We start from the raw sequence: 19,118 nt of genomic DNA on the forward strand, positions 1-19,118 counted from the left end.
AAAACAGCATGAACGTATTCGTCGCGGGAGCGAGTGGGGCCATCGGCCTGCCCCTGGTGGCCGCCCTGGTCCGCCAGGGCCATGGGGTGACGGGCATGACCCGTTCGGAACTCGGAGCGAAGAACTTACTCGCCCTGGGCGCCAAGGTCGCCCGGGTGAGCGCCTTTGATGCGCCCGCGTTGGAACAGGCGCTGCGGGAGGCGGAGGCCGAGGTGGTCATCGATGAGCTGACGGCGCTGCCGAGGGATCCGGCGGAATACGGCGCGGCTTTCCCCGGGGATCGCCAGCTGCGGCTCGAGGGCGGTGGCAACCTCCACCGCGCCGCCCAGGCCTGCGGCGTCCGGCGCTACATCCAGCAGGCCAGTGGCTTCTTCCTGCGCGCGGAAGCAGGGCTGGCCGACGAATCCGCGCCTCTGGCGGTCGACGCCAGCCCGGGCATCGCCGCAGGCGCGCAGATGTACGCCGAGATCGAATCGCGGCTGCGGAACCACTCGGGAAAGATGGAAGGCGTCCTCCTGCGGTACGGCTTCTTCTACGGCCCGAACACCTGGTACCACCCCGATGGCGCCACCGGGGCCAGCGTCCGCCGGGGGGAATTCCCCATCATCGGCCAGGGCCAGGGGGTCTGGTCCTTCGTGCACGTGGACGATGCGGCCCTCGCCTCGGTGGCCGCCCTGACGGCCGATCCGGGCACCTACAACGTCGTCGACGACCACCCGGCCCCGGTCAGCGCCTGGCTGCCGGAGTTCGCCCGCTGGGTCGGCGCGCCGCCTCCGCCCCACTGCACCGAGCAGGAGGCGCTGGATGCCGCCGGACCGGATGCGCTGTATTTCGGCACGAGGCTCTGCGGTGCCACCAACGCGAAGGCCAGGCAGGCGCTGGATTTCCGCCCCCGCCGCCCGGAATGGCTTCAGGCTTGATTGCAGGCGATCATCTGAAGGTCTTCCGCTCCAAGCAGTCCATCCGATCCACCCCTCATGCCAGGAGGCAGTCATGGTCATCCCCGAAACATTGCTGGAAGTCTTGAAGCAGGATGGCGTGGTCGCCATCGCCACCCTGGGCCAGGACGGCCCCCACATGGTCAACACCTGGAACAGCTACATCCGCGTGACGGAGGATGGGCGATTCCTGATCCCGGCCGGCTACATGCAGCAGACCGAGGCCAATGTCGCGTTCAACAACCAGGTGCTGGTCACCCTGGGGAGCGCCAAGGTCGCCGGCCAGCACGGCCCCGGCACCGGCTTCCTGATCAAGGGCCAGGCGGCCTTCCTCGCGTCTGGGCCTGATTTCGACGTGCTGAAGGCCAAGTTCGCCTGGGCCAGGGCCACGCTGGCCATCACCCCTGAATCCATCACCCAGACGCTCTGATCCCCGGCCGTCCCACTCGATCCCAGAGGAAGCCCCATGCCCACCGATACCCCGACCCTCATCACAGCCAGCGCCATGGCCAAGGATCTGGGCGTCTCCGACGCCAAGATCAAGAAGGCCATCCTTGAACTGGGCCTGGTACCTGCAGCCAAGAAGGGGTGCTGCAGCTACTACAGCTCCGAGGACCAGAAGAAACTCAAGGCCATCCTCGGATAGGCGTGGCTGGGCCGCCTGCGGACACAAATTCGGGTGAACCCTCCGAGCCTGCACGCTGCGCTCCTGAGGAAACAGAACGTGTGGCGGCTTCGGGGCGGGCGTAGTGGCGCTGTTGGCCGGTCGGTGTGCTTGCGTGGTAAGTTCGGCGTCACCATGCACAGGGATCCTTCCGCGCCCCTGGTCTGCCCTCTCCCCTTGTTTCTCAATCGCAGAATCTCGTGTCCTACACCCCTTCCATCCGATGGCCTCGACTTCGGTTTGAACGTCGCGGGCCACTGCCACCGGCGGGCCCCGGGGCCCGCGCCCAGCGGCGGTGGATCGCGTTCGGCGCGGCGCTGGCCCTGGGGATCTTCCTTTACCTCGGCGCCCTGACGCTGCTCCGCACGGCACCCGCCCGGCGCGCCCTCCGCGAACGGGCCGTCGCCGAGCTCGCCCGCCGGCTACCAGACGCGCATCTGGAGGGCGCGGTCGGCGTGGACGCAGCCTTCCAACTGGTGATGGGACCGATCCTGCTCGGCCCAGCCGGGGATGGGGCGCCGCTCCTCATGGTCGACCGGGTCACCGTTCGACCCCGTCTGTGGCGCCTCGTCAGCGGTCACCTGGAGGCCGGGACCGTCACCCTGCAAGGCGTGCACATCCAGGCGGGCGGACAGGGGGAGCGTCTCGCGGATCTCGCGCACGCCCTCCGCCCAGACAAGCCGCGAGCGACCAGCCCGGGGCCGGGACACCATGTGCCTGAGCCGCCGGTGGTCGCATTCTCCGGGCTGGAGGTGCGTTTCGAGGGCCCGCCGTCCAGACGGCCGCCCGTCGTCCGACCCCTCGTCCCATCCCTCGTCTTTGGTCCGCTGGGCGGGCGCATTCACCTCGATCGTCTGGGCGAGCGCACCCATGCCTCGATCGCAACCGAGGGACCAGGGCGCGCGGTGGGCGCGCTGGAGGTCACCTGGGGCGGCGGCCCTGGCGCGCTGCGGATCCGACTTCACGGGCTGGGCGCGGAGGCGCTCCCGGAAAGCCTGCGCGCGGACCTACCCTTCGAGATCCGAGCCGGTGCGGTCGACCTCTTCTTCGAGGCCCCCCACGTTGAGAGGCTCTCGCGGGGCGAGGGCCAGCTCACGCTCGCCACACGCAACCTCACGGTGTTCGCGGAGGGGCTCGCTCCCGAACCCGTGGGCCCGCTCTCGCTCCACGTCGCGGGTCGCCTGCGGTGGGACGCCGGCACACGGACTGCGGCCCTGGCGGAGGCCACCGTGGCCCTGGACGATGCGGGGCGTGCCGCGCTGAAGGTCGTGCTCTCGGTCGCGGCCCGCCCCGAACCTCACTTCGAGCTCGCGCTCCGCGCGACCGCGGTGGACTGGACGGTCCTTGCCGCATCTCTCCCCCCGACGCTCGCGCCTCCGCGCGGAGCCCCGGGGCTCACGGGCCTGCTGGCCGGGGCACTCAAGGTCGCCGGTCCCCTTCGCCAGCCGGCCGAATGGCAGGTCGACGGAGAGGTGGACCCGAGCCACCTCGTGCCAGCCCTGGGCAACGGCGGACCCGATCTGACGCGCCCCTTCGTCTACGAGGCCCTCCTCACGCGTGGCGGCAGGCGGCAGATGACCATCGGCCCGGAAAATCACTCGTTCGTGCCGCTGGGCGAGCTCCCGAACCACCTCGTGCGCGCGGTGCTCGAAAGCGAGGACGCGGGCTTCTACGGGCACAAGGGGTTCGACCTGTCCGAAGTCCAGGAGGCCCTGTCCAATGGGGGCCGCCTGCGCGGGGCTTCCACCCTCACCCAGCAGCTCGCGAAGAACCTCTTCCTGTCACGCGACCGCACGCTCTCGCGCAAGGTCCGCGAGGCGCTCGCGACCGTCGCGCTCGAGGTGGCCGTGGGCAAGCGCCGGATCCTCGAGATCTATCTCAACCTGGCGGAGTGGGGTGACGGTGTGTATGGGATCGGCGAGGCCGCCCAGCACTGGTTCGGCAAGGACGCACGCACCCTGAGCCTCAAGGAGGCCACCCTGCTCGCCACCGTGATCCCCAACCCGGTGCGCTATGAAATGTACCGCCGGCGAGGCGCACTCACCCCCGCGTGGGAAGAGCGCGTGAATGACCTGCTCGCAAAGCTTCACACCACAGGCGTCATCGACGACGAAGGCCTGCGTGCCGCGGAGGCGGAGACGCTCACATTTGCCGGAGGCCCGCCGCTGAATCGAGGCCAGTCTGGGAAGCGGGTGAAAGGTGAGTGAATGCGGAGGAGAGCGAGTTTAACGAGAGACCCACTGACACTCGGCCATGGTGCTCTCAACCCAGGGGCCAGCAGGGTTCCGGTGGATCTCGATCCATTACCGCAAGCAGCTGGCTGAAGACGGCTGTCGTACCTGGCGATCAGATTTCCTGAGCAGCCTTCAGTTCCTGTGACCGTCGGCGTTCTGCCCGCGTCAGAAACACCACGGCCACGAGTACGAATCCGAGCGAGATCCAATTCTGAAGGCTGGGGAGGCGGCTCTTGAACAGCCAATGGCCCAACAAAGTGGCCGTGGTCCCGGCCACGAGCGAGGTGAGGCGATTCATGAGACCCGTGAAGGTGGCCGTGCGTCCCTTGAACATGAAGATGAACACGGAAAAGAAGGCGACCAGACCAAAGGCGAGACCGGAGAGGGACGCCCACAACCAGCTGGGATGAGGTGACTGAACGGCGCCGACGAAATCTGTCATCTGCCGGACTCCTGCCAGAGTCGGGAAGGCTCTTTGGGCATAGAACGCGCCCATGGCCAGACACACCATCGTTATGGTGGCGGCGATCTGCTCTACAGCAAAGAACGCCTTGTTGTCCAAAGGTGCGCCCTTTGGCCGCGTATTCTTGTAGTAATTCATGATGTAGATGCGGATGGCGTACGATGCGATGTAGCTGGTGAAGACCACCACCGCTGCGTGGTTGCGCAGGAAGGCGAAACCTCCGGAATGAGACCCGAAGAGCTCGATGCAGGCTGCCAGAACGGCAAAGGCCACGGCGGCGTTCTCTTCCCAGTAAATATGCTTATCCAGGATCCCTTGGGCGATCTGTAAGCCATCCACCACGCGTCCGATGACGATCACCGAAGCCCGCATGATGACCATGGCCACCATCACCGAAATGGGGAGGGTGTACATGAGCGTCGTGGTTGGGATGACGATGGCAGTGCAAATCCCACTCGGAATGATGTAGAAAATCTCCGAAGGAACCGTGACGCCCCAGATTCGAACAGGGCGGATGGAGGCGAGGCGCCACCACCCCAGGGCCACGGCAGGGACGAGACAGGTCAGGGTGGCCCCCAGGGTGTTGTAGCCCAGGAAGGCGATGTCGTTCATCCGGGGAGTGCCCAACGGGGTCTGGGCGGAGCCGGTGAAAGCCTTCACGACTAGGCCCGTGAGGACATAGAAGAAGAAGTAACCCCCACAAAGCTGCAGGAGTCGTTCGGTGCTGCCCTCAGTCGTTTTCCACATGGCGTTACCGGTCCAAGTGCCGGAATTGGACACCGGCGCGTCGTGGAGGAGGTGGGCATGGAGTGCTCGTGACCATCGGGAAATCCTTCGTCCGATCGAGGTGGTGGAAGTAATAAGGACCTGTAGGTTGAGAATTGATCATGCCACAGGCAGAGCGATTGGCCCACGCTCACCAGCCCCAGAGTGGGTTGGGCCAGCGTGGTTTCGAGCCGCCCGCGAAGAACAGACTGTGATCGATGGGTTCCCTGCCGGAGATGTGGCAACCGTCGCCGTCAACGATTCGCACCTTCTTCCGCTGCGAAAGCCCTCCAAGCTGTCTTCGCGGGGCGCTCATCGGGTGGCTGCCACTCGCAGGGTCAAATTCCTTGCTCTCCGCCCATCTCGTCGGCCCACACCATCACGATTTGAAGGGGGTCCGCTGCGCGGTCCCCGGCCTCGCTCCCGGCCCTCCACCGGGAGCACAGTGCCCCGCACTGTGCTCCCTTCGCCTGTCGGCTCAGGGCGGCGGAACCTCCCTCCCGGAGGGCCTCCGCGATCCCACTCGCAGGTTCAAATCCTGCCGTTCTCCGCCGGTCTCGTCGACGCACACGATCAGGATTTGACCGGGGTCCGCTGCGCGGTCCCCGGTCTCGCTCCCGGCCCTCCACCGGAGGGCCTCCGCGATCCCACTCGCAGGTTCAAATCCTGCCGTTCTCCGCCGGTCTCGCCGACTCACACGATCAGGATTTGAACTGGGTCCGCTGCGCGTCCCCGGTCTCGCTCCCGACCCTCCCCCGGAGGGCCTCCGCGATCCCACTCGCAGGTTCAAATCCTGCAGGCTGTTCCGGGCGTACGCGAGAACCGGAGCACTCGGCTCCGGTCATCGTTCGTTTGGTAGCGGGGGCAGGATTTGAACCTGCGACCTTTGGGTTATGAGCCCAACGAGCTACCGGACTGCTCCACCCCGCGGTAGGGACTTGAGTGTAGCAGGGATTGGGGGAACGGCAAGGGCGCATGTCGGGCGGGACTTGGTATGCTCGACGGACGCTCGGGAGTATCGATGGGACGGCGCTTGATCGCTCTGCTGGTGGTGTTTGCCGCCGTTGGACTGGCGGCGGGGCCGCGCACCTGGACGCCGGAGAAGTGGTTCGACAAGGCCCGGTCCCCCAGGATCGCGAACTACCGCATCGAGGCGACGCTGGACTTCGAGCACAAGACGCTGCAGGGCCGGGAGACGATCTCCTGGCGCAATACGGGCTCCGCGCCGACTCAGGAGCTGCCTCTGCACCTCTATCTCAACGCCTTCAAGGGGCCCCAGAGCCAGTTCGTGAAGGAGAGCGGCGGCCACCTCCGGAGGGACCAGCTGGAACAACAGACCGAGGCGTCCTCCTGGGGCTACTGCCGGCTGACCAGCGTGCGGATGGAGGGACGGGATCTGGATGGCCACGATGGCGAGGATGAGACGGTGCGGTGGCTGAAGCTGCCCCGGGCCGTTCCCCCGGGCGAGACGATCCATGTGGACATCACCTGGGAGAACCGCTATCCGAAGGTCTTCGCCCGCAGCGGCTGGGCGGACGACTTCCTCATGTCGGGGCAGTGGTTCCCCAAGGTCGGCGTCTACCAGGGCGACCGTTGGAACTGCCACGCCTACCATGCCAACACGGAGTTCTTCTCGGACTTCGGCACCTACGACGTGGTCCTGTCGCTTCCCAACGCGCTGGGGCTGGCCCATACGGGGACCCAGACCAACCACGTGACGGAGATCGAAAAGGATCCACAGCGCCCCTTGAATGTCATCTGGCGGCTCCACGCCGAGGACGTCCACGACTTCGCCTGGGCCGTGCGCCCCAGCGCGGCTTGGCGCGAGCCGGCGATGTTCGAGTACCGCGGCGTGCAGGTCTTCTACTACATCAATGGCCCCAACCGGGGCAACTTCCAGCGGCAGCGCCGCGCCGTGGAAAGTGCGCTGCGGTGGAGCGAGGAGTGGTTTTTCAAGTACCCCTATCCCACGCTGACGGTGATCGATACGCCGAAGGAGGCGGGGGGCGCCGATGGCATGGAGTACCCGACCCTCTTCACGGCCAGTTCGGTGGCCTTCGACCCACTGGGGGTGCGGGAGCCCGAGGTGGTGGCCATGCACGAGTACGGGCACCAGTACTTCTACGGGTTGCTGGCCAGCAACGAGTTCGAAGAGGCCTGGCTGGACGAGGGCTTCACCAGCTGGTTCACCCACAAGGCCATGGAGCGGAGCTACCACTCGATCCTGGGCGGGCGGCGCTTCCAGGTGGGAACGGACTTCCTGGAATGGGTTGGCTACTGGCATCTCCCGAGCGCCGATCCCCTCACCCGCTTCGGCTTCAAGACCCTGAACATGGAGAGCTACTTCGTCACGGCCTATGCGAAGCCCACCCTGCTGCTCAACCAGCTGGAAGCCATGCTGGGGCGCCCCGTGATGGAGCAGGTCCTGCGCGCCTACGCCCAGGAGATGGCCTACCGCCACCCGACCCGCCACGACTTCAGGCGCATCGCGGAACGCGTCTCCGGCCGGGACCTGGGGGGCTTCTGGCGGGATTTCGTGGAGGGGACCGAGGTCCTCGACTACGCCATCCGGGGGGTGAAGACCCGGGAGGTCACCCAGGGGGGCTGGCTCTTCTCGGACAAGGTGCCGGTCTTCGCCTCGCCCCAGCCAGCGGCTCCGGGCCGGGTCGGATCCATCACGCTGGAGCGGAAAGGCGGCCTCCGCGTCCCCATCACCCTGTGGGTTCGCCTGGAGAACCGGGAGGAACAGCGGCTCGTCTGGGACGGGCAGGACCGCTGGATCACCTACGAGTTCGACTCGCCCGTGGCCGCGGCGGTGCTGGATCCCGATGGCAACTACCCGATGCTCAAGGACCGCCTCCACGCGAGCTACACCCCGAAGCCCGTGCGGCGCGGCTTCCACTACTGGGCGCAGATGGCGTGCGGCGCCGTGGCCGGCTGGCTGCAGGGCTGCGGGATCGGCTGATCGGGCAGGCTTCAGGCCTAGGGCCGTTCCGGCGCGGCATCCCCCATGCGGATGGACCGGATGCCGCCCTTCCCATCCAGTTCGATGAGGATGGGGAACCAGACCAGGCCGAGCCGCTCGAAGGCGGGGCGGCTGGCGGCGAAGTGCGCGGTGCTGCCCGCGGCCTGCAGCCGTTGCTCCAGGGCCCGGCCCTCGGCTAGCAGCAGCTCCGAGAGGGAGGCATCCCGCTCATCCAGGCCGCCCGAGGCGCTGGGGATGATCCAGGCGGTGCCGGGCGGCAGGGCTGGAGGAGGTCCCTCATCGAGGGGGCAGATCCAGATGCGGGCACCCAGCTGGTCCAGGCCCAGGTCGCGGTAGGCCAGGCCCGGCAGGGTCCAGAGGCGCAGCGTGGGTGAAGGGCCACCGAGGCGCCCGAAGAGCCCCTGGAAGGTTTTCAGGATGGCTTCGGAAGCAGGGCCCGTCGCGGACCGGAGGCTCGCAAACCGGGCCTCGTCCTGTTCGGCCAGGGCCCAGCACAGGGCGTGGCGGAGGGCGTAGCCGCGGGTCAGGGCCGGGCCGGCAGTTCGAAGGCGATCCTCCCAGGCCCGGCGGATCCCCGGGTCGAAGACCCCGGTCCTGACCTGAACCTGGCCCCACCGCCAGAGAGCCAGTGCGCTCCCGGTTTCCTGGAGGGACAGCGCCTTCAGGGCGGCCGCAAGCCGTTCCTTCGGTACCGTCGGCAGGCGCCGGAGGGCCTCCGTTTCCAGCCGCTCTCGCCCGGCGGCGAAGGGAGCGGCGGGCATGCCCCCTCCGGGATCGAAGGTCGCCGCACGCCTCAACCACTGGTACCGCAGGGCCGCCTGGCCCTTCAGCTTCGGCGGCGGGGGCAGGGGGCGGCCCCAGTCGAAGGCCTCCAGCAGGGCCGCCAGGGCCTCGGCACCACTGGGCGCAGACGCGGTGATGGCAGGCGGGGTGGACGATGGTGGGAGCGGCATGGCGCCTCGCTTGGTGGCAAACTGGTCCTCCGCATCATACGGGAGTCCCCTTGTCCGCCTCTGCCTTGATCCTCACGCCCCGCGAACGCCTCGTGGTGGCCCTGGACGTCCCCACGGCGAAGGAGGCGGTGGCCATGGCCGAGCGGCTGTCGGGCCGGGTGGGGATGTTGAAAGTGGGACTGGAACTCTTCTGCGCCGAGGGCCCGGCCTTCGTGAAGGAGCTGCAGGCCCGGGTGCCGGTCTTCCTCGATCTGAAGCTGCACGACATCCCCACCACGGTGCGGCGCGCCCTGGAGGCCGTGCTGAAGCTCGATCCGCGCCTGGTGAACGTCCACGCCCAGGGCGGGCCGGCCATGCTGGAGGCGGCGGTGGAGGCCATCCGCGCCCACCGGGCCGCCGGTGGCCGCACGGAGCTGCTGGCCGTGACCGTGCTGACCAGCCTGGACCGCGAGGCCCTGGCGGCCCTGGGCCATGCCGGCCAGCCCGAGGACCTCGCGCTGGCCTACGCCAGGCTCGCCCACCAGGCCGGTTGTGCGGGCGTGGTCTGCTCCGCCTGGGAGGCCACCGCCATCCGGGAGGCCTGTGGTGAGGCCTTCCATCGGCTGACCCCCGGCATCCGTCCTTCGGGGGCCGCCACCCAGGATCAGGCCCGGGTCATGACCCCCGCCCAGGCCCTGAAGCAGGGCGCCACCTGGCTCGTGGTGGGGCGGCCCATCACCCATGCGGCGGATCCCGCGGCCGCGGCCGAGGCCATCGTGGCTGAGATGCAGGCCTAGGTTCCTGATGTCAGCCGGATCGCCCCTCGTCTTCCGCCCCTCCTTCGCCCAGCGGGCCATGGCCATGCTCCTCTTCGCGGGCTCCTGGCTGGTGGGCGTCCGGGCCCTGGCCCAGATCATGGAACGGCTCCCGGTCCTGCGGGCCTCGCTGAAGGTGGCCGAGGCGGCGGGCGAGCCGACCTGGTCCTTCTGGGTGGCCGTCACGGCGGCCTTCGGCGCGGTGGTGGCCGGCAGCGTGCTGTTGCTGGGGACCCTGCTGGGCGTGCTGATGGTCGAGGGCTCTCAGGTGCTGGTGGACGACCTGGGCCTGTCGGTGGAGCACAACGCGCTGCCCGCGCCCATCGCGCGGCGAGTGGGCGCGGGCCGGCTGCTCTGGAAGCAGGTGTCCCGCATCGAGCGCTCCGGCCCCTTCTTCGTGCTGCGGGGCGGCGGTGAGCCTGCCCTTGGGCGGAAGGACCCGACGCTGCGCTTCCTCATGGTGGACGAGCTGGAGCGACTGGTGCTCATGATCCTGGAGCGCAGCCCGCACATCCGGCACGACGACTGATGCCCGGCTGGATGGAGGTCTTCGGCTTCCTCACGGGTGCGGCCTGCGTGGCCCTGCTGGTGCGGCAGAACATCTGGAACTGGCCGCTGGGCATCGCGAACAACCTCGTGTTCATCGCGCTGTTCTACCGCACGGGGCTCTACGCGGACGTGGGCTTGCAGGGCTTCTACATCGTGATCTCCGTGTACGGCTGGTGGAGCTGGCTGCACGGCGGCCGGGACCACGGCGCCCTGACCGTGAGCCGCGTGAGGCCGGTCATCGGGGCCCTGCTGCTCCTGGCCGTGGCGGCCATCACGGCCGTGCTGTCCTGGCTGCTCCGGCGCTACACCAACAGCACCGTGCCCGTGCTGGATTCCCTCATCACGGCCCTCAGCCTGGTGGCGCAGTTCATGATGACCCGCAAGTGGATCGAGAACTGGCCCGTGTGGATCGTGGCCAACTGCATCTCCGTGGGCCTGCTGATCTACAAGGGGCTGTATGTCACCAGCGGCCTGTACCTCGTGTACCAGGTGCTCTGCGTCATGGGGCTGCTGGAATGGCGGCGGGCGCTGAAGCGCGAAGCTACACCTTCGGCCGGCTGAGGTAGGCCTCGGCGCCCTTCATCTCGGCCGTGGGGCCGTGGGCCGGTCTCTTCGGGCGGGTCCTGCTCTGCTTCATGCCCCACAGCGCCGCCAGCCCGGTGGCTTCGGGGTTGCCCGGGGCCAGGGCCAGCACCTCGGCCAGGTCGGTCCGGGCCTTGACGGTTTGGCCCAGCTTCTCCCGCAGGAGGGCCCGCTTCATGAACCCCCAGGGGTTGGCGGGTTCCTTCGCGATGATCTCGGCGTACTCCGCCTCGGCTTCGGTCCAGTGGCCCTCCTCCTCGGCGGCCTCGCCGCAGAGCAGGTTGGTGACGGCGCAGAAACCCAGCCAGCGCTTCTGCTCCGCGAACTCGGCCGGGGAGAAGCGGGACCTGGCCTTGGCCCGCTGGGCGGCCTGGTCCAGGTGGCGCAGGGCCTTTTCCGTGTGGCCGTCCACCCGGGCGAAGATCTCCGCGTCGCCGCTGGCCCGGTAGAAATCCTTCTGGATGCGGCCCTCGGCGCGGTACTGATCGAACATCCGCGTGCCGGGGTACAGGGCGAGGGGACTGATCTGGCAGTCGCTGGGCCGGGTGTCGTGGATGAAGGCGGCACTCTCCTCCACGTCCGCCCAGGTCTCGCCGGGGATGCCCGTGATCAGGTAGATGCCCAGGTTCATGCCCACCTTGCGCACCAGGTCCAGGGCGCGGCGCGCGTGGCGCAGGTTGGTGCCCTTGTCCAGCAGGACCAGCACCCGCTCGCTGCCGTGCTCCACGCCGAACTGCATGAACTCGCAGCCGGCCCGCTTCATGGCCACCAGGCGATCCTCGTCCACCAGGTTCACCCGGCTCTGGCAGTTCCAAAGGGGGTGGAGACCGCTGCCCTGGATTCCTTCCATCAGCTTCAGCACCCGGTCGCGATTCGCGGTGAAGGTGTCGTCCCGGAAGCTGAAGTAGGTGAGGCCGTGCCGTTCGCGCAGCAGGCGCATCTCGCGCAGCACCGAATCGGCCCCGCGGAAGCGGATGGAGGTGCCCCAGAACTCCGGCGTGTTGCAGAAGTTGCAGGTGGCGGGGCAGCCCCGGCTGCTGCTCAGGTAGGCCAGCTGCCCCACGTCGTCGAGGAAGTCGGCCTCCAGGTGCTCGGCGGGCACGCCGACGGTGTCGAGGTCCTCCAGGGGGGGCTGAGGCAGGGTGCGGCCCCCCCGCAGGATCAGGCCCGGGGTGCGCTGCCACAGGTCCGATCCTGGGGCGGCCTGCAGGCGCTCCACGATGCCCAGAAGCACCGTCTCGCCCTCCCCCTGCACGATGGCATCCAGGGCGGGGCAGTCCTCGAAGACTTCCTGGGACAGGTGGGTGGGGTGGGGACCTCCCGCCAGGAGGATCGCCTCCGGGCAAGCCTCCCGCGCCCAGGTCAGCAACTCATAGGAGCGCTTGCGGTTGAAGGTGAACATGGAGATGCCCAGCACCGCCGGGTTCTGGGCCCGGAAGTAGGCCAGGACCTCCTTCCGGCCCTTGCCGCTCAGGTTGGCCACCCGGCAGGGGAACGACCGGGATTTGAGCATGGCCTGCAGGTAGCCGAGACCAATGGGCAGGAAGGTCATCCACTCGTCCCCGAAGCCACTCCGGGGGGCGCTGTAGGCAAGGAGGGTGTGAGGAGGGGTCATGGGATCCGAAAGCAGAGCTTTCCAGTGTACGGAACGGAATACATGATGGAAGCAAGAACACTTGTGGAGGAGCCTTGGCAGGCAACCTGATCCGGAATCCGGAGACCATCCTGGAGATCTTCCAGCGCGCGTGCGGTCGCCGTGAGCTGCTGATCCTGGTGACGCCCTACCTCCGGTTCGAATCGTCCTTCGTCAAGGTCGATGGCTCCGAGTTCCACGTCGTGGCGACCATGGGCCAGGAGGACGCCACCTTTGGTCTGCGCAACGCCGGGCTGAAGATGCGGTTCCCCCACGGGGTCAGCTTTCTGGAGGCCCCCACCGAGATGAAGGGCTTCGGCATGTACGACGGCCGACGCACGCTGCGTTTGCGGTTGCCGGATGTGCTCCAGGACGAAGATCACCGTGGCTCGTACCGCGTCGACCGCGTGGGCCGGATCCCCGTCACCTTCAGCACGCCCAAGTACGACCTGATCGTGGGGACCCTCGTGAACGTCAGCACCACAGGTGCCAGGATCTACAGCAGTCGGGATTTCATGGATGGGGAGTTGGAGCCGGGACAGGAAATGGCTGTGACCATCCAGGTGACGGACCAGATCCGCATCAACAGCAAAGTGAAGCTGCGCCATGTCCAGGGCCGCACCTTCGGCGTGGAGTACCGCCCACAGCTGGATGAGCAGGTCCTGCACCCCCTGTCCCGCTGGGTCTTCGAGAAGCGGGAGGAGGATCTCGAACGGATCGCGCAGCGCGGCGTGGAGACCGCCACCCCTTCCGGGGTCCCAAAGGTGGTGCTCGGCCGGCCCACCGGGCTGGTCCTGGTCTCCGGGGACGCGGCCCTGGAGGAGTCGCTGCAGGGACTCCTGGGCGGGCTCCAGGCGCTCAAGCGGGTACCCCCCACCATGGCGGCCCTGAAGGATGCCCTGAACCTGAGGCCGGCCCTGGTGCTCTACCACCTGCCCAGCCTCAGCCTGGATGAGCGTCGTCGCCTCAAGCCGATGGTCGAGAGCATCCAGGGACGGGTGCCCTTCCTGCTCCTGGGGACCGGCATCGAGGGTGGCGCCCTGCTCGAACTGGGCACGGAGCTCAAGGCCGCGGTGTCCATCGTGTTCAACCCCGAGCGCGGCACCTTCTTCCAGCGCCTCGTCCAGGGCGTCCTGCGCCGCACCTACGAGGGCGGGGAATCCCCCATGGCGCCCATGGACGCCGAACCCGCCTGACGCTTGTCAAGCCTCGTTCGGAGGGGCGGGAACCGGTAGAATCAAGGCTTCCGGAGCCTCCATGTCCGCTGCCCACGAACCGGCTGTCACCGAATCCCTGGCCCTGGAGTTGGGGCTGTCCAAGGACGAATGGCAGGTCATCCTGCGCCTCCTGGACGGCCGCCTGCCGACCTACTCCGAGCTGGGCGTGTTCAGCGCCATGTGGAGCGAACACTGCTCTTACAAATCGAGCCGCATCCACCTGAAGAACCTGCCCACCGAGGGCCCGCGGGTCATCGAGGGCCCCGGCGAGAACGCGGGCGTGGTGGACATCGGCGACGGTTGGGCCGTGGCCTTCAAGATGGAGAGCCACAACCACCCCAGCTTCATCGAGCCCTACCAGGGCGCCGCCACGGGCGTGGGGGGCATCCTGCGCGATGTCTTCACCATGGGCGCCCGGCCCCTGGCCAACCTGAACTCCCTGCGCTTCGGGGACATCAACGCCCCGCGCATGAAGGGCCTGGTCAAGGGCGTGGCCGCGGGCATCGCCGGCTACGGCAACTGCATGGGCATCCCCATGCTGGGCGGCGATGCGGCCTTCGACGCCAGCTACAACGGCAACATCCTCGTGAACGCCTTCACCCTGGGCGTGCTGCGCAGCGACAAGGTCTTCAAGGGCTTCGCCTCCGGTGTGGGCAACAAGGTCATGTATATCGGCTCCAAGACGGGCCGCGACGGCATCCACGGGGCCAGCATGGCCTCGGCGGAATTCGGCGAGGGCAGCGAGGAGAAGCGGCCCACGGTGCAGGTGGGCGACCCCTTCACCGAGAAGCTGCTGCTGGAAGCCTGCCTCGAGATCTTCAAGACCGATTGGGTCATCGGCATCCAGGACATGGGCGCCGCGGGCCTCACCTCCAGCAGCTTCGAGATGGCCAGCCGCGCCGGGACCGGCCTGGAGATCCGCCTGGACCAGGTGCCCCAGCGCGAGGAGGGCATGACGCCCTTCGAGCTGATGCTCAGCGAAAGCCAGGAGCGCATGTTGCTGGTGGCCCGGCCCGGCTGCGAACCGAACATCATCGCCGTGCTCCACAAGTGGGGACTCGATGCCTGCGTGGTGGGGGAGGTCACGGACAGCGGCCGCTTCATCGGCAGCTGGCACGGCGCGTCCGTCATCAACCTGCCCATCCAGCCCCTGGTGGACGCGGCGCCGAAGTATGATCGGCCCCGCCAGCGCCCCGGCTACCTCGATGCGGTGAACGCCGCGCCGCTGCCCGCCGACCTCAAGCCCACCGAGGTGGAGCGCACCCTGCGCCAGATCCTCCAGCAGCCCACGGTGGCCAGCAAGCGCTGGATCTTCGAACAGTACGACGGCACCGTCCGAAGCAACACGCTGCTGGGCATGGGCCGCGGCGACGCGGGCATCATCCGCGTGAAGGACGAGGCCGGCCAGGATACGAACAAGGCCGTGGCCATGAGCAGCGACTGCAACAGCCGCTTCTGCTACCTGGACCCCTTCTGGGGTGCGGCCCACGCCGTGGCCGAAGCCTGCCGCAACCTCGCCTGCGTGGGCGCCGAGCCCATCGGCCTCACGGACTGCCTCAACTACGGCAACCCCGAGAAGCCCGAGAACATGTGGACCTTCGAGCAGGGCTGCCTGGGCATCCGCCAAGCCTGCCTAGCCCTCGACGTGCCCATCGTCAGCGGCAACGTGAGCCTCTACAACGACACGGAAGGTCAGAGCATCTTCCCCACGCCCATGATCGCGGCGGTGGGCCTGGTCGAGGATTGCGCGGGCCCGGTGGCCATCGACGCACCCGATGCCACGGCCCTATCGAAAGTGGGCAACCGCATCTGCGGTTCCAGCTTCCGCGCGGCCCACGATGGCATCTTCCTGCTGGGCGAGACCCGCGAGGAACTGGGCGGCAGCGAGTACCTGAAGCTGCGCACGGGCCGCACCGAGGGCGCCTGCCCCGAGCTGCGCCTGGACGAGGAGCTGCGCCTGCAGGCCTGCGTGCGCGAAGGCATCCGCCTCGGGCTGATCCGCAGCGCCCATGACACCAGCGAGGGCGGCCTCCTGACGACGGTGCTCGAAAGCGCCTTCGGAGGCGAGATGGGCTGCCAGCTGATGCTGACCAAGGGCGCCCTGCGCCTGGACAGCCTGCTCTTCGGCGAGTCCGTGGGCCGCATCGTGGTCAGCGTCAGTGGCGAGGGCGAAGGCAGCCTGGCGACGCTTTGCGCCACGCACCGCGTGCCCTGCGCCAAGATCGGCACCGCCGGCGGCGCTCGCCTCACCGTCGCCGTGGACGGCCAGCCCCTGCTGGACGCGGATGCCGCGGAGCTGAAGGGGCTGTACGCCAACGCCCTGGAAGCGGCCCTGGGCTGATCCTGAGGACGCCTTGCCCACCCCCGGGAAGTCCCCCCAGCCGCCCCTGCTCTTCCTCGGCTGCCTGCTCCTGGGTGCGGGACTCCGATTTGTCCACCCCCTGGGCCTCGGCCTGCCGCTGACCGTCAGGCTGGGCCTGGGCGGGCTGATGCTGGGGCTGGTGATCCTCCACGGTGGCTGGGGCCTGCTGACCTTCCGGCGCATGGGCACCACGCCGGAGCCCAATGGCGTGGCCTCGGCGCTCCTGACCTCGGGCCCCTTCCGCTGGACGCGGAACCCGCTCTACCTCGGCCTCGCGACCCTGATGGTCTGCTTCGGCATCCTGCTGGATTCGGCCTGGGTGCTGGGTATGGCCCTGGTGCTGGTCCTCCTGCTGGACCGTCTGGTCATCGTCCGGGAGGAGGCCCGCCTGCTCGCCTTGTTCGGGGACGAATATGAGGCCTACACCCGGCGCGTGAGGCGATGGCTATGAGGCCGCTTTCGCGGTTCGCGGCCCTCTGCCTCCTGATCGCCGCCCCGCTCATGGCGGCCGACGAACACCGGCAGATCGAGAACCGGCGGCTCAGCTGGACCGATTTCCGGGGCGTTCCCGAAGCGGACAAACCCTTTGACGCCTACACCTACTGGACTGTGCACTACCGCTACGAGGCGCCGGTCCGGGAGGGCGATGGCTTCCGGATCACGGTCAGGGTCTGGAACCAGCTGGGGGATCGCTCCTGGGTGCGACCCCACGCCCTCCGGGGCGCCCGAAGTGCCGAGCTCCTGAACCACGAGCAGGGGCACTACACGCTGGGCCTTCTGTGCGCCCTGGAATTCAAGAAGGCGGCCACGGAACGCCGGTTCGGCCCGCGCCCTCAAGTGGAGATCAGAGACCTCTTCGATCAGGTCCTGCGGAAGTACGTGGACCTGGAGAAGACCTACGACGCCGAGACCCAGCACATGCGGGACCGGGCGGCCCAGCGGACCTGGGACCAGCGGCTGGCGCAGATGGTCGGCGAACGCTGGGTGGAGCGCTGACGGTTCACATCCCCATGGCGATGGGGGTCTTGAGCTTCCCCAGGAGGGCGCGCAGCGTCGCCTCATCCGATTTGAGGATTGCCTTGAAGGCCGCGCGATCCGTGTGGTGGATCTCCCGCTGGAGGTCCTCGAGGCGGTGCTCCAGGGTCCGGGTGAGGAGTTCCATTTCCTTGGCGTCCAGATCGAGTTCCATGGCGTCCTCCTGCGCGGCCCGGGGAACCCTCGGGTGCGGGCCATGCCCGGAGGAAATATCGGGCCCTCTGCTGGTTGGCGCCACTCCGCCTCGATCCATCAGGCCTCGAAGTACAGGGCCATCTCGTAGGGGTGGGGACGGTTGCGCACGGCGGCCTCCTGGGCGCGGAGGTGCTTCAGGTAGTCCTCCAGCTGCAGGCGCTCGAAGGTGCCCCCGGCCAGCAGGAAGTCCATGTCGCCCTCCAGCGCGTCGCAGGCTTCGGTGAGGCTGGTGGGCAGGCTCTTGATCTTCCGGCGCTGCTCCTCGTTCCAGCTGAAGATGTTCTGGTCGATGGGGCCGAAGCCCAGGGCCGTGGGATCCATCTTCTTCTGGATGCCGTCGATGCCCGCCAGCAGCTGCGCCGCCAGGGCCAGGTAGACATTGCAGGTGGCGTCGGGCGGACGGAATTCGAAGCGCGCGGTCTCCGGCTGGTCCGCGTACTTGGGCACCCGAATGGCCGCCGAGCGGTTGCCCAGGGAGAAGAAGGCGCTGATGGGGGCCTCGAAGCCCGGCACCAGGCGGCGGTAGCTGTTGGTGCTGGGGTTGGTGATGGCCAGCAGGGCCGGGCCGTGGGCCAGGATGCCGCCGATGTACCAGAGGGCCTCCTGGCTCATTTTGCCGTAGCCGTTTTCGTCGTAGAAGAGGTTCTTCCCGGCCTTCATGAGCATCTGGTGGAAGTGCATGCCGCTGCCGGCCTCCCCGTAGAGGGGCTTGGGCATGAAGGTGGCCGTCTGGTCTTTTCGATGGGCCACCATCTTCACCACGTACTTCACGATCTGGGTGGCGTCGCCCGCCTTCAGCAGGGGGAAGAGGGGCGTCTCGATCTCGCACTGGCCGGGGCCGCCCACCTCGTGGTGGTGGTACTTCACCTCCACGCCCATGCGCTCCATTTCCATGCAGATCTCGGCGCGCAGGTTGTAGAGCTGGTCCTTGGGCGCCATGGCGTGGTAGCCGCCATGCAGGGGGATGAAGTGCCCGTGGCCGCCCTCGTGGCTGTGCCAGTCGGCCTCACGGCTGTCGACGCGGTACGAAGCCGTGTTCACGCCGTTCTCGTAGCTCACCTTGTCGAAGACGTAGAACTCGTACTCGGGCCCCCAGATGCTCTGGTCGGCGATGCCCGTCTCCCGGAGATAGGCCTCGGCGCGGATGGCGATGTTGCGGGGATCGACGGAGAAGGGCGCCTTGGTGTCGGCCTCGAAGGCCGAGCAGATGAAGCTGAGGGTGGGCAGGTCCCAGAAGGGGTCCATGTAGCCGGTGGCCAGGTCGGGGATCAGCACCATGTCGCCGGACTTCACGGACTTCAGCCCCACGCTGGAGCCGTCGAAGCCCACGCCGTCCCGCATGAGCTGCTCGTTGAACTGCGAAGCCGGGATGCTGACGTGGTGCCAGCGGCCCCAGAGGTCGCTGAAGATCAGGTCGATCATGCGGACCGAATGCGCCTGGATGTACTGCCGAGCCTGCTCGAAACCGGTGAACACGGGGCCTCCACGGGACCCGGTCATTGTAGATCGACGAATCAACAAAGAGTGTGATCTGGCTCAACCCTCGCTCAGGACCGGAGGATCCGCCCCGGCAGCAGGAACAGGCCCCGCACGATCCCGAAGGCGCCCTCCACGGCGAAGCCCAGGATGCGGAAGGGCAGGAGCAGGAGCCAGATCAGCGGATAGAGGATCAGCGCCAGGATGGCCAGCGGCCAGCAGAAGATCAGCAGAATGAGCCAGAGCAGGAACGCGACCATGGGGACCTCCTC

Annotated in this window: 18 protein-coding genes and 1 tRNA gene; 12 read left to right on the top strand and 7 right to left on the bottom strand. The window is 68.0% G+C overall.

All coding sequences use genetic code 11. The annotated features are described in order from the left end of the window. Nucleotides 1-8: 8 nt before the first annotated feature. The 4 genes from QOZ81_RS05065 to QOZ81_RS05080 all read left to right on the top strand — a co-directional run bounded on the left by QOZ81_RS05065 (nt 9) and on the right by QOZ81_RS05080 (nt 3,809). Complete coding sequence (locus QOZ81_RS05065; protein ID WP_291200631.1) at nt 9-920, top strand: NAD-dependent epimerase/dehydratase family protein; 912 nt, start codon at nt 9-11, stop codon at nt 918-920. A gap of 73 nt (nt 921-993) precedes the next feature. After that, the gene (locus QOZ81_RS05070; RefSeq protein WP_291200627.1) at nt 994-1,368 is read left to right on the top strand and encodes a pyridoxamine 5'-phosphate oxidase family protein; all 375 of its coding nucleotides are present in this window, start codon (nt 994-996) and stop codon (nt 1,366-1,368) included. Nucleotides 1,369-1,404: 36 nt separating this feature from the next. Beyond that, nucleotides 1,405-1,584 carry a hypothetical protein gene (locus QOZ81_RS05075; protein ID WP_291200625.1) on the top strand — a complete coding sequence of 60 codons (180 nt, stop codon included), beginning with the start codon at nt 1,405-1,407 and terminating at the stop codon, nt 1,582-1,584. A 218-nt stretch (nt 1,585-1,802) separates the two neighbouring features. Beyond that, nucleotides 1,803-3,809, top strand: coding sequence for a transglycosylase domain-containing protein (locus QOZ81_RS05080; RefSeq protein ID WP_291200622.1), 2,007 nt, complete (start codon nt 1,803-1,805; stop codon nt 3,807-3,809). A gap of 139 nt (nt 3,810-3,948) precedes the next feature. On the opposite strand, the gene QOZ81_RS05085 is transcribed toward QOZ81_RS05080, so the two are convergent. Together QOZ81_RS05085 and QOZ81_RS05090 are read right to left on the bottom strand one after the other, a co-directional pair. Then, the gene (locus QOZ81_RS05085; protein ID WP_291200620.1) at nt 3,949-4,911 is read right to left on the bottom strand and encodes a hypothetical protein; all 963 of its coding nucleotides are present in this window, start codon (nt 4,909-4,911) and stop codon (nt 3,949-3,951) included. A gap of 1,006 nt (nt 4,912-5,917) precedes the next feature. Further along, nucleotides 5,918-5,994, bottom strand: a tRNA-Met gene (locus tag QOZ81_RS05090). A 103-nt stretch (nt 5,995-6,097) separates the two neighbouring features. On the opposite strand from QOZ81_RS05090, the gene QOZ81_RS05095 reads away from it, so the two are divergent. Then, a complete protein-coding gene (locus QOZ81_RS05095; RefSeq protein ID WP_291200617.1) occupies nt 6,098-8,029 on the top strand; it encodes a M1 family aminopeptidase in 1,932 nt (643 codons plus the stop codon). A 17-nt stretch (nt 8,030-8,046) separates the two neighbouring features. Here the strand turns inward: QOZ81_RS05095 and QOZ81_RS05100 are convergent, their stop codons facing one another. Continuing rightward, nucleotides 8,047-9,003, bottom strand: a complete 957-nt coding sequence (locus QOZ81_RS05100) for a hypothetical protein (RefSeq protein WP_291200614.1) — start codon at nt 9,001-9,003, stop codon at nt 8,047-8,049. A 50-nt stretch (nt 9,004-9,053) separates the two neighbouring features. Between QOZ81_RS05100 and pyrF the strand changes: the two genes are divergently transcribed. Genes pyrF through pnuC form a run of 3 tightly spaced genes read left to right on the top strand, consistent with a single transcriptional unit; the run spans nt 9,054 to nt 10,907 of the window. After that, the gene (gene pyrF / locus QOZ81_RS05105) at nt 9,054-9,779 is read left to right on the top strand and encodes an orotidine-5'-phosphate decarboxylase (protein WP_291200612.1); all 726 of its coding nucleotides are present in this window, start codon (nt 9,054-9,056) and stop codon (nt 9,777-9,779) included. A gap of 7 nt (nt 9,780-9,786) precedes the next feature. Beyond that, the gene (locus tag QOZ81_RS05110; RefSeq protein ID WP_291200608.1) at nt 9,787-10,326 is read left to right on the top strand and encodes a hypothetical protein; all 540 of its coding nucleotides are present in this window, start codon (nt 9,787-9,789) and stop codon (nt 10,324-10,326) included. Then, nucleotides 10,326-10,907: a nicotinamide riboside transporter PnuC gene (pnuC, locus tag QOZ81_RS05115; RefSeq protein ID WP_291200605.1), complete on the top strand. Its 582-nt coding sequence runs from the start codon at nt 10,326-10,328 to the stop codon at nt 10,905-10,907. Before QOZ81_RS05110 ends, pnuC begins: the two co-directional genes overlap by 1 nt. Here the strand turns inward: pnuC and QOZ81_RS05120 are convergent. Then, nucleotides 10,888-12,543, bottom strand: coding sequence for a B12-binding domain-containing radical SAM protein (locus tag QOZ81_RS05120; protein ID WP_291200602.1), 1,656 nt, complete (start codon nt 12,541-12,543; stop codon nt 10,888-10,890). The two genes, pnuC and QOZ81_RS05120, sit on opposite strands and share 20 nt — an antisense overlap. Before the next feature lie 74 nt (nt 12,544-12,617). On the opposite strand from QOZ81_RS05120, the gene QOZ81_RS05125 reads away from it, so the two are divergent. From QOZ81_RS05125 to QOZ81_RS05140, 4 genes are all read left to right on the top strand, one after another. Then, on the top strand, nt 12,618-13,757 hold the full coding sequence (locus QOZ81_RS05125) for a PilZ domain-containing protein (protein ID WP_291200599.1): 1,140 nt from the start codon (nt 12,618-12,620) through the stop codon (nt 13,755-13,757). Nucleotides 13,758-13,818: 61 nt separating this feature from the next. Further along, nucleotides 13,819-16,119, top strand: a complete 2,301-nt coding sequence (purL, locus tag QOZ81_RS05130; RefSeq protein ID WP_291200596.1) for a phosphoribosylformylglycinamidine synthase subunit PurL — start codon at nt 13,819-13,821, stop codon at nt 16,117-16,119. Between the two features lie 13 nt (nt 16,120-16,132). Then, nucleotides 16,133-16,591: a methyltransferase family protein gene (locus QOZ81_RS05135; RefSeq protein ID WP_291200593.1), complete on the top strand. Its 459-nt coding sequence runs from the start codon at nt 16,133-16,135 to the stop codon at nt 16,589-16,591. Next, the gene (locus QOZ81_RS05140) at nt 16,588-17,136 is read left to right on the top strand and encodes a DUF922 domain-containing protein (protein ID WP_291200590.1); all 549 of its coding nucleotides are present in this window, start codon (nt 16,588-16,590) and stop codon (nt 17,134-17,136) included. The genes QOZ81_RS05135 and QOZ81_RS05140 overlap by 4 nt, the downstream gene beginning before the upstream one ends. Nucleotides 17,137-17,140: 4 nt before the next feature. On the opposite strand, the gene QOZ81_RS05145 is transcribed toward QOZ81_RS05140, so the two are convergent. The 3 genes from QOZ81_RS05145 to QOZ81_RS05155 all read right to left on the bottom strand — a co-directional run bounded on the left by QOZ81_RS05145 (nt 17,141) and on the right by QOZ81_RS05155 (nt 19,106). Beyond that, on the bottom strand, nt 17,141-17,329 hold the full coding sequence (locus QOZ81_RS05145) for a hypothetical protein (RefSeq protein ID WP_291200587.1): 189 nt from the start codon (nt 17,327-17,329) through the stop codon (nt 17,141-17,143). Between the two features lie 98 nt (nt 17,330-17,427). Next, the gene (glnA, locus tag QOZ81_RS05150; RefSeq protein WP_291200584.1) at nt 17,428-18,846 is read right to left on the bottom strand and encodes a type I glutamate--ammonia ligase; all 1,419 of its coding nucleotides are present in this window, start codon (nt 18,844-18,846) and stop codon (nt 17,428-17,430) included. 71 nt (nt 18,847-18,917) lie between these two features. After that, nucleotides 18,918-19,106, bottom strand: a complete 189-nt coding sequence (locus QOZ81_RS05155) for a hypothetical protein (protein ID WP_291200581.1) — start codon at nt 19,104-19,106, stop codon at nt 18,918-18,920. Between the last annotated feature and the right edge of the window lie 12 nt (nt 19,107-19,118).

Origin of the sequence: Geothrix sp. (assembly GCF_030219325.1) — a bacterium.
GTDB lineage: Bacteria > Acidobacteriota > Holophagae > Holophagales > Holophagaceae > Geothrix.

What these genes read in the sequence shown, in the direction of transcription:
- QOZ81_RS05065 (WP_291200631.1), top strand. Translation starts at nt 9, where the DNA reads ATGAACGTATTCGTCGCGGGAGCGAGTGGGGCCATCGGCCTGCCCCTG.
- QOZ81_RS05070 (WP_291200627.1), top strand. Translation starts at nt 994, where the DNA reads ATGGTCATCCCCGAAACATTGCTGGAAGTCTTGAAGCAGGATGGCGTG.
- QOZ81_RS05075 (WP_291200625.1), top strand. Translation starts at nt 1,405, where the DNA reads ATGCCCACCGATACCCCGACCCTCATCACAGCCAGCGCCATGGCCAAG.
- QOZ81_RS05085 (WP_291200620.1), bottom strand. Translation starts at nt 4,911, where the DNA reads ATGAACGACATCGCCTTCCTGGGCTACAACACCCTGGGGGCCACCCTG.
- QOZ81_RS05100 (WP_291200614.1), bottom strand. Translation starts at nt 9,003, where the DNA reads ATGCCGCTCCCACCATCGTCCACCCCGCCTGCCATCACCGCGTCTGCG.
- QOZ81_RS05110 (WP_291200608.1), top strand. Translation starts at nt 9,787, where the DNA reads ATGTCAGCCGGATCGCCCCTCGTCTTCCGCCCCTCCTTCGCCCAGCGG.
- pnuC (WP_291200605.1), top strand. Translation starts at nt 10,326, where the DNA reads ATGCCCGGCTGGATGGAGGTCTTCGGCTTCCTCACGGGTGCGGCCTGC.
- QOZ81_RS05120 (WP_291200602.1), bottom strand. Translation starts at nt 12,543, where the DNA reads ATGACCCCTCCTCACACCCTCCTTGCCTACAGCGCCCCCCGGAGTGGC.
- purL (WP_291200596.1), top strand. Translation starts at nt 13,819, where the DNA reads ATGTCCGCTGCCCACGAACCGGCTGTCACCGAATCCCTGGCCCTGGAG.
- QOZ81_RS05140 (WP_291200590.1), top strand. Translation starts at nt 16,588, where the DNA reads ATGAGGCCGCTTTCGCGGTTCGCGGCCCTCTGCCTCCTGATCGCCGCC.
- QOZ81_RS05145 (WP_291200587.1), bottom strand. Translation starts at nt 17,329, where the DNA reads ATGGAACTCGATCTGGACGCCAAGGAAATGGAACTCCTCACCCGGACC.
- QOZ81_RS05155 (WP_291200581.1), bottom strand. Translation starts at nt 19,106, where the DNA reads ATGGTCGCGTTCCTGCTCTGGCTCATTCTGCTGATCTTCTGCTGGCCG.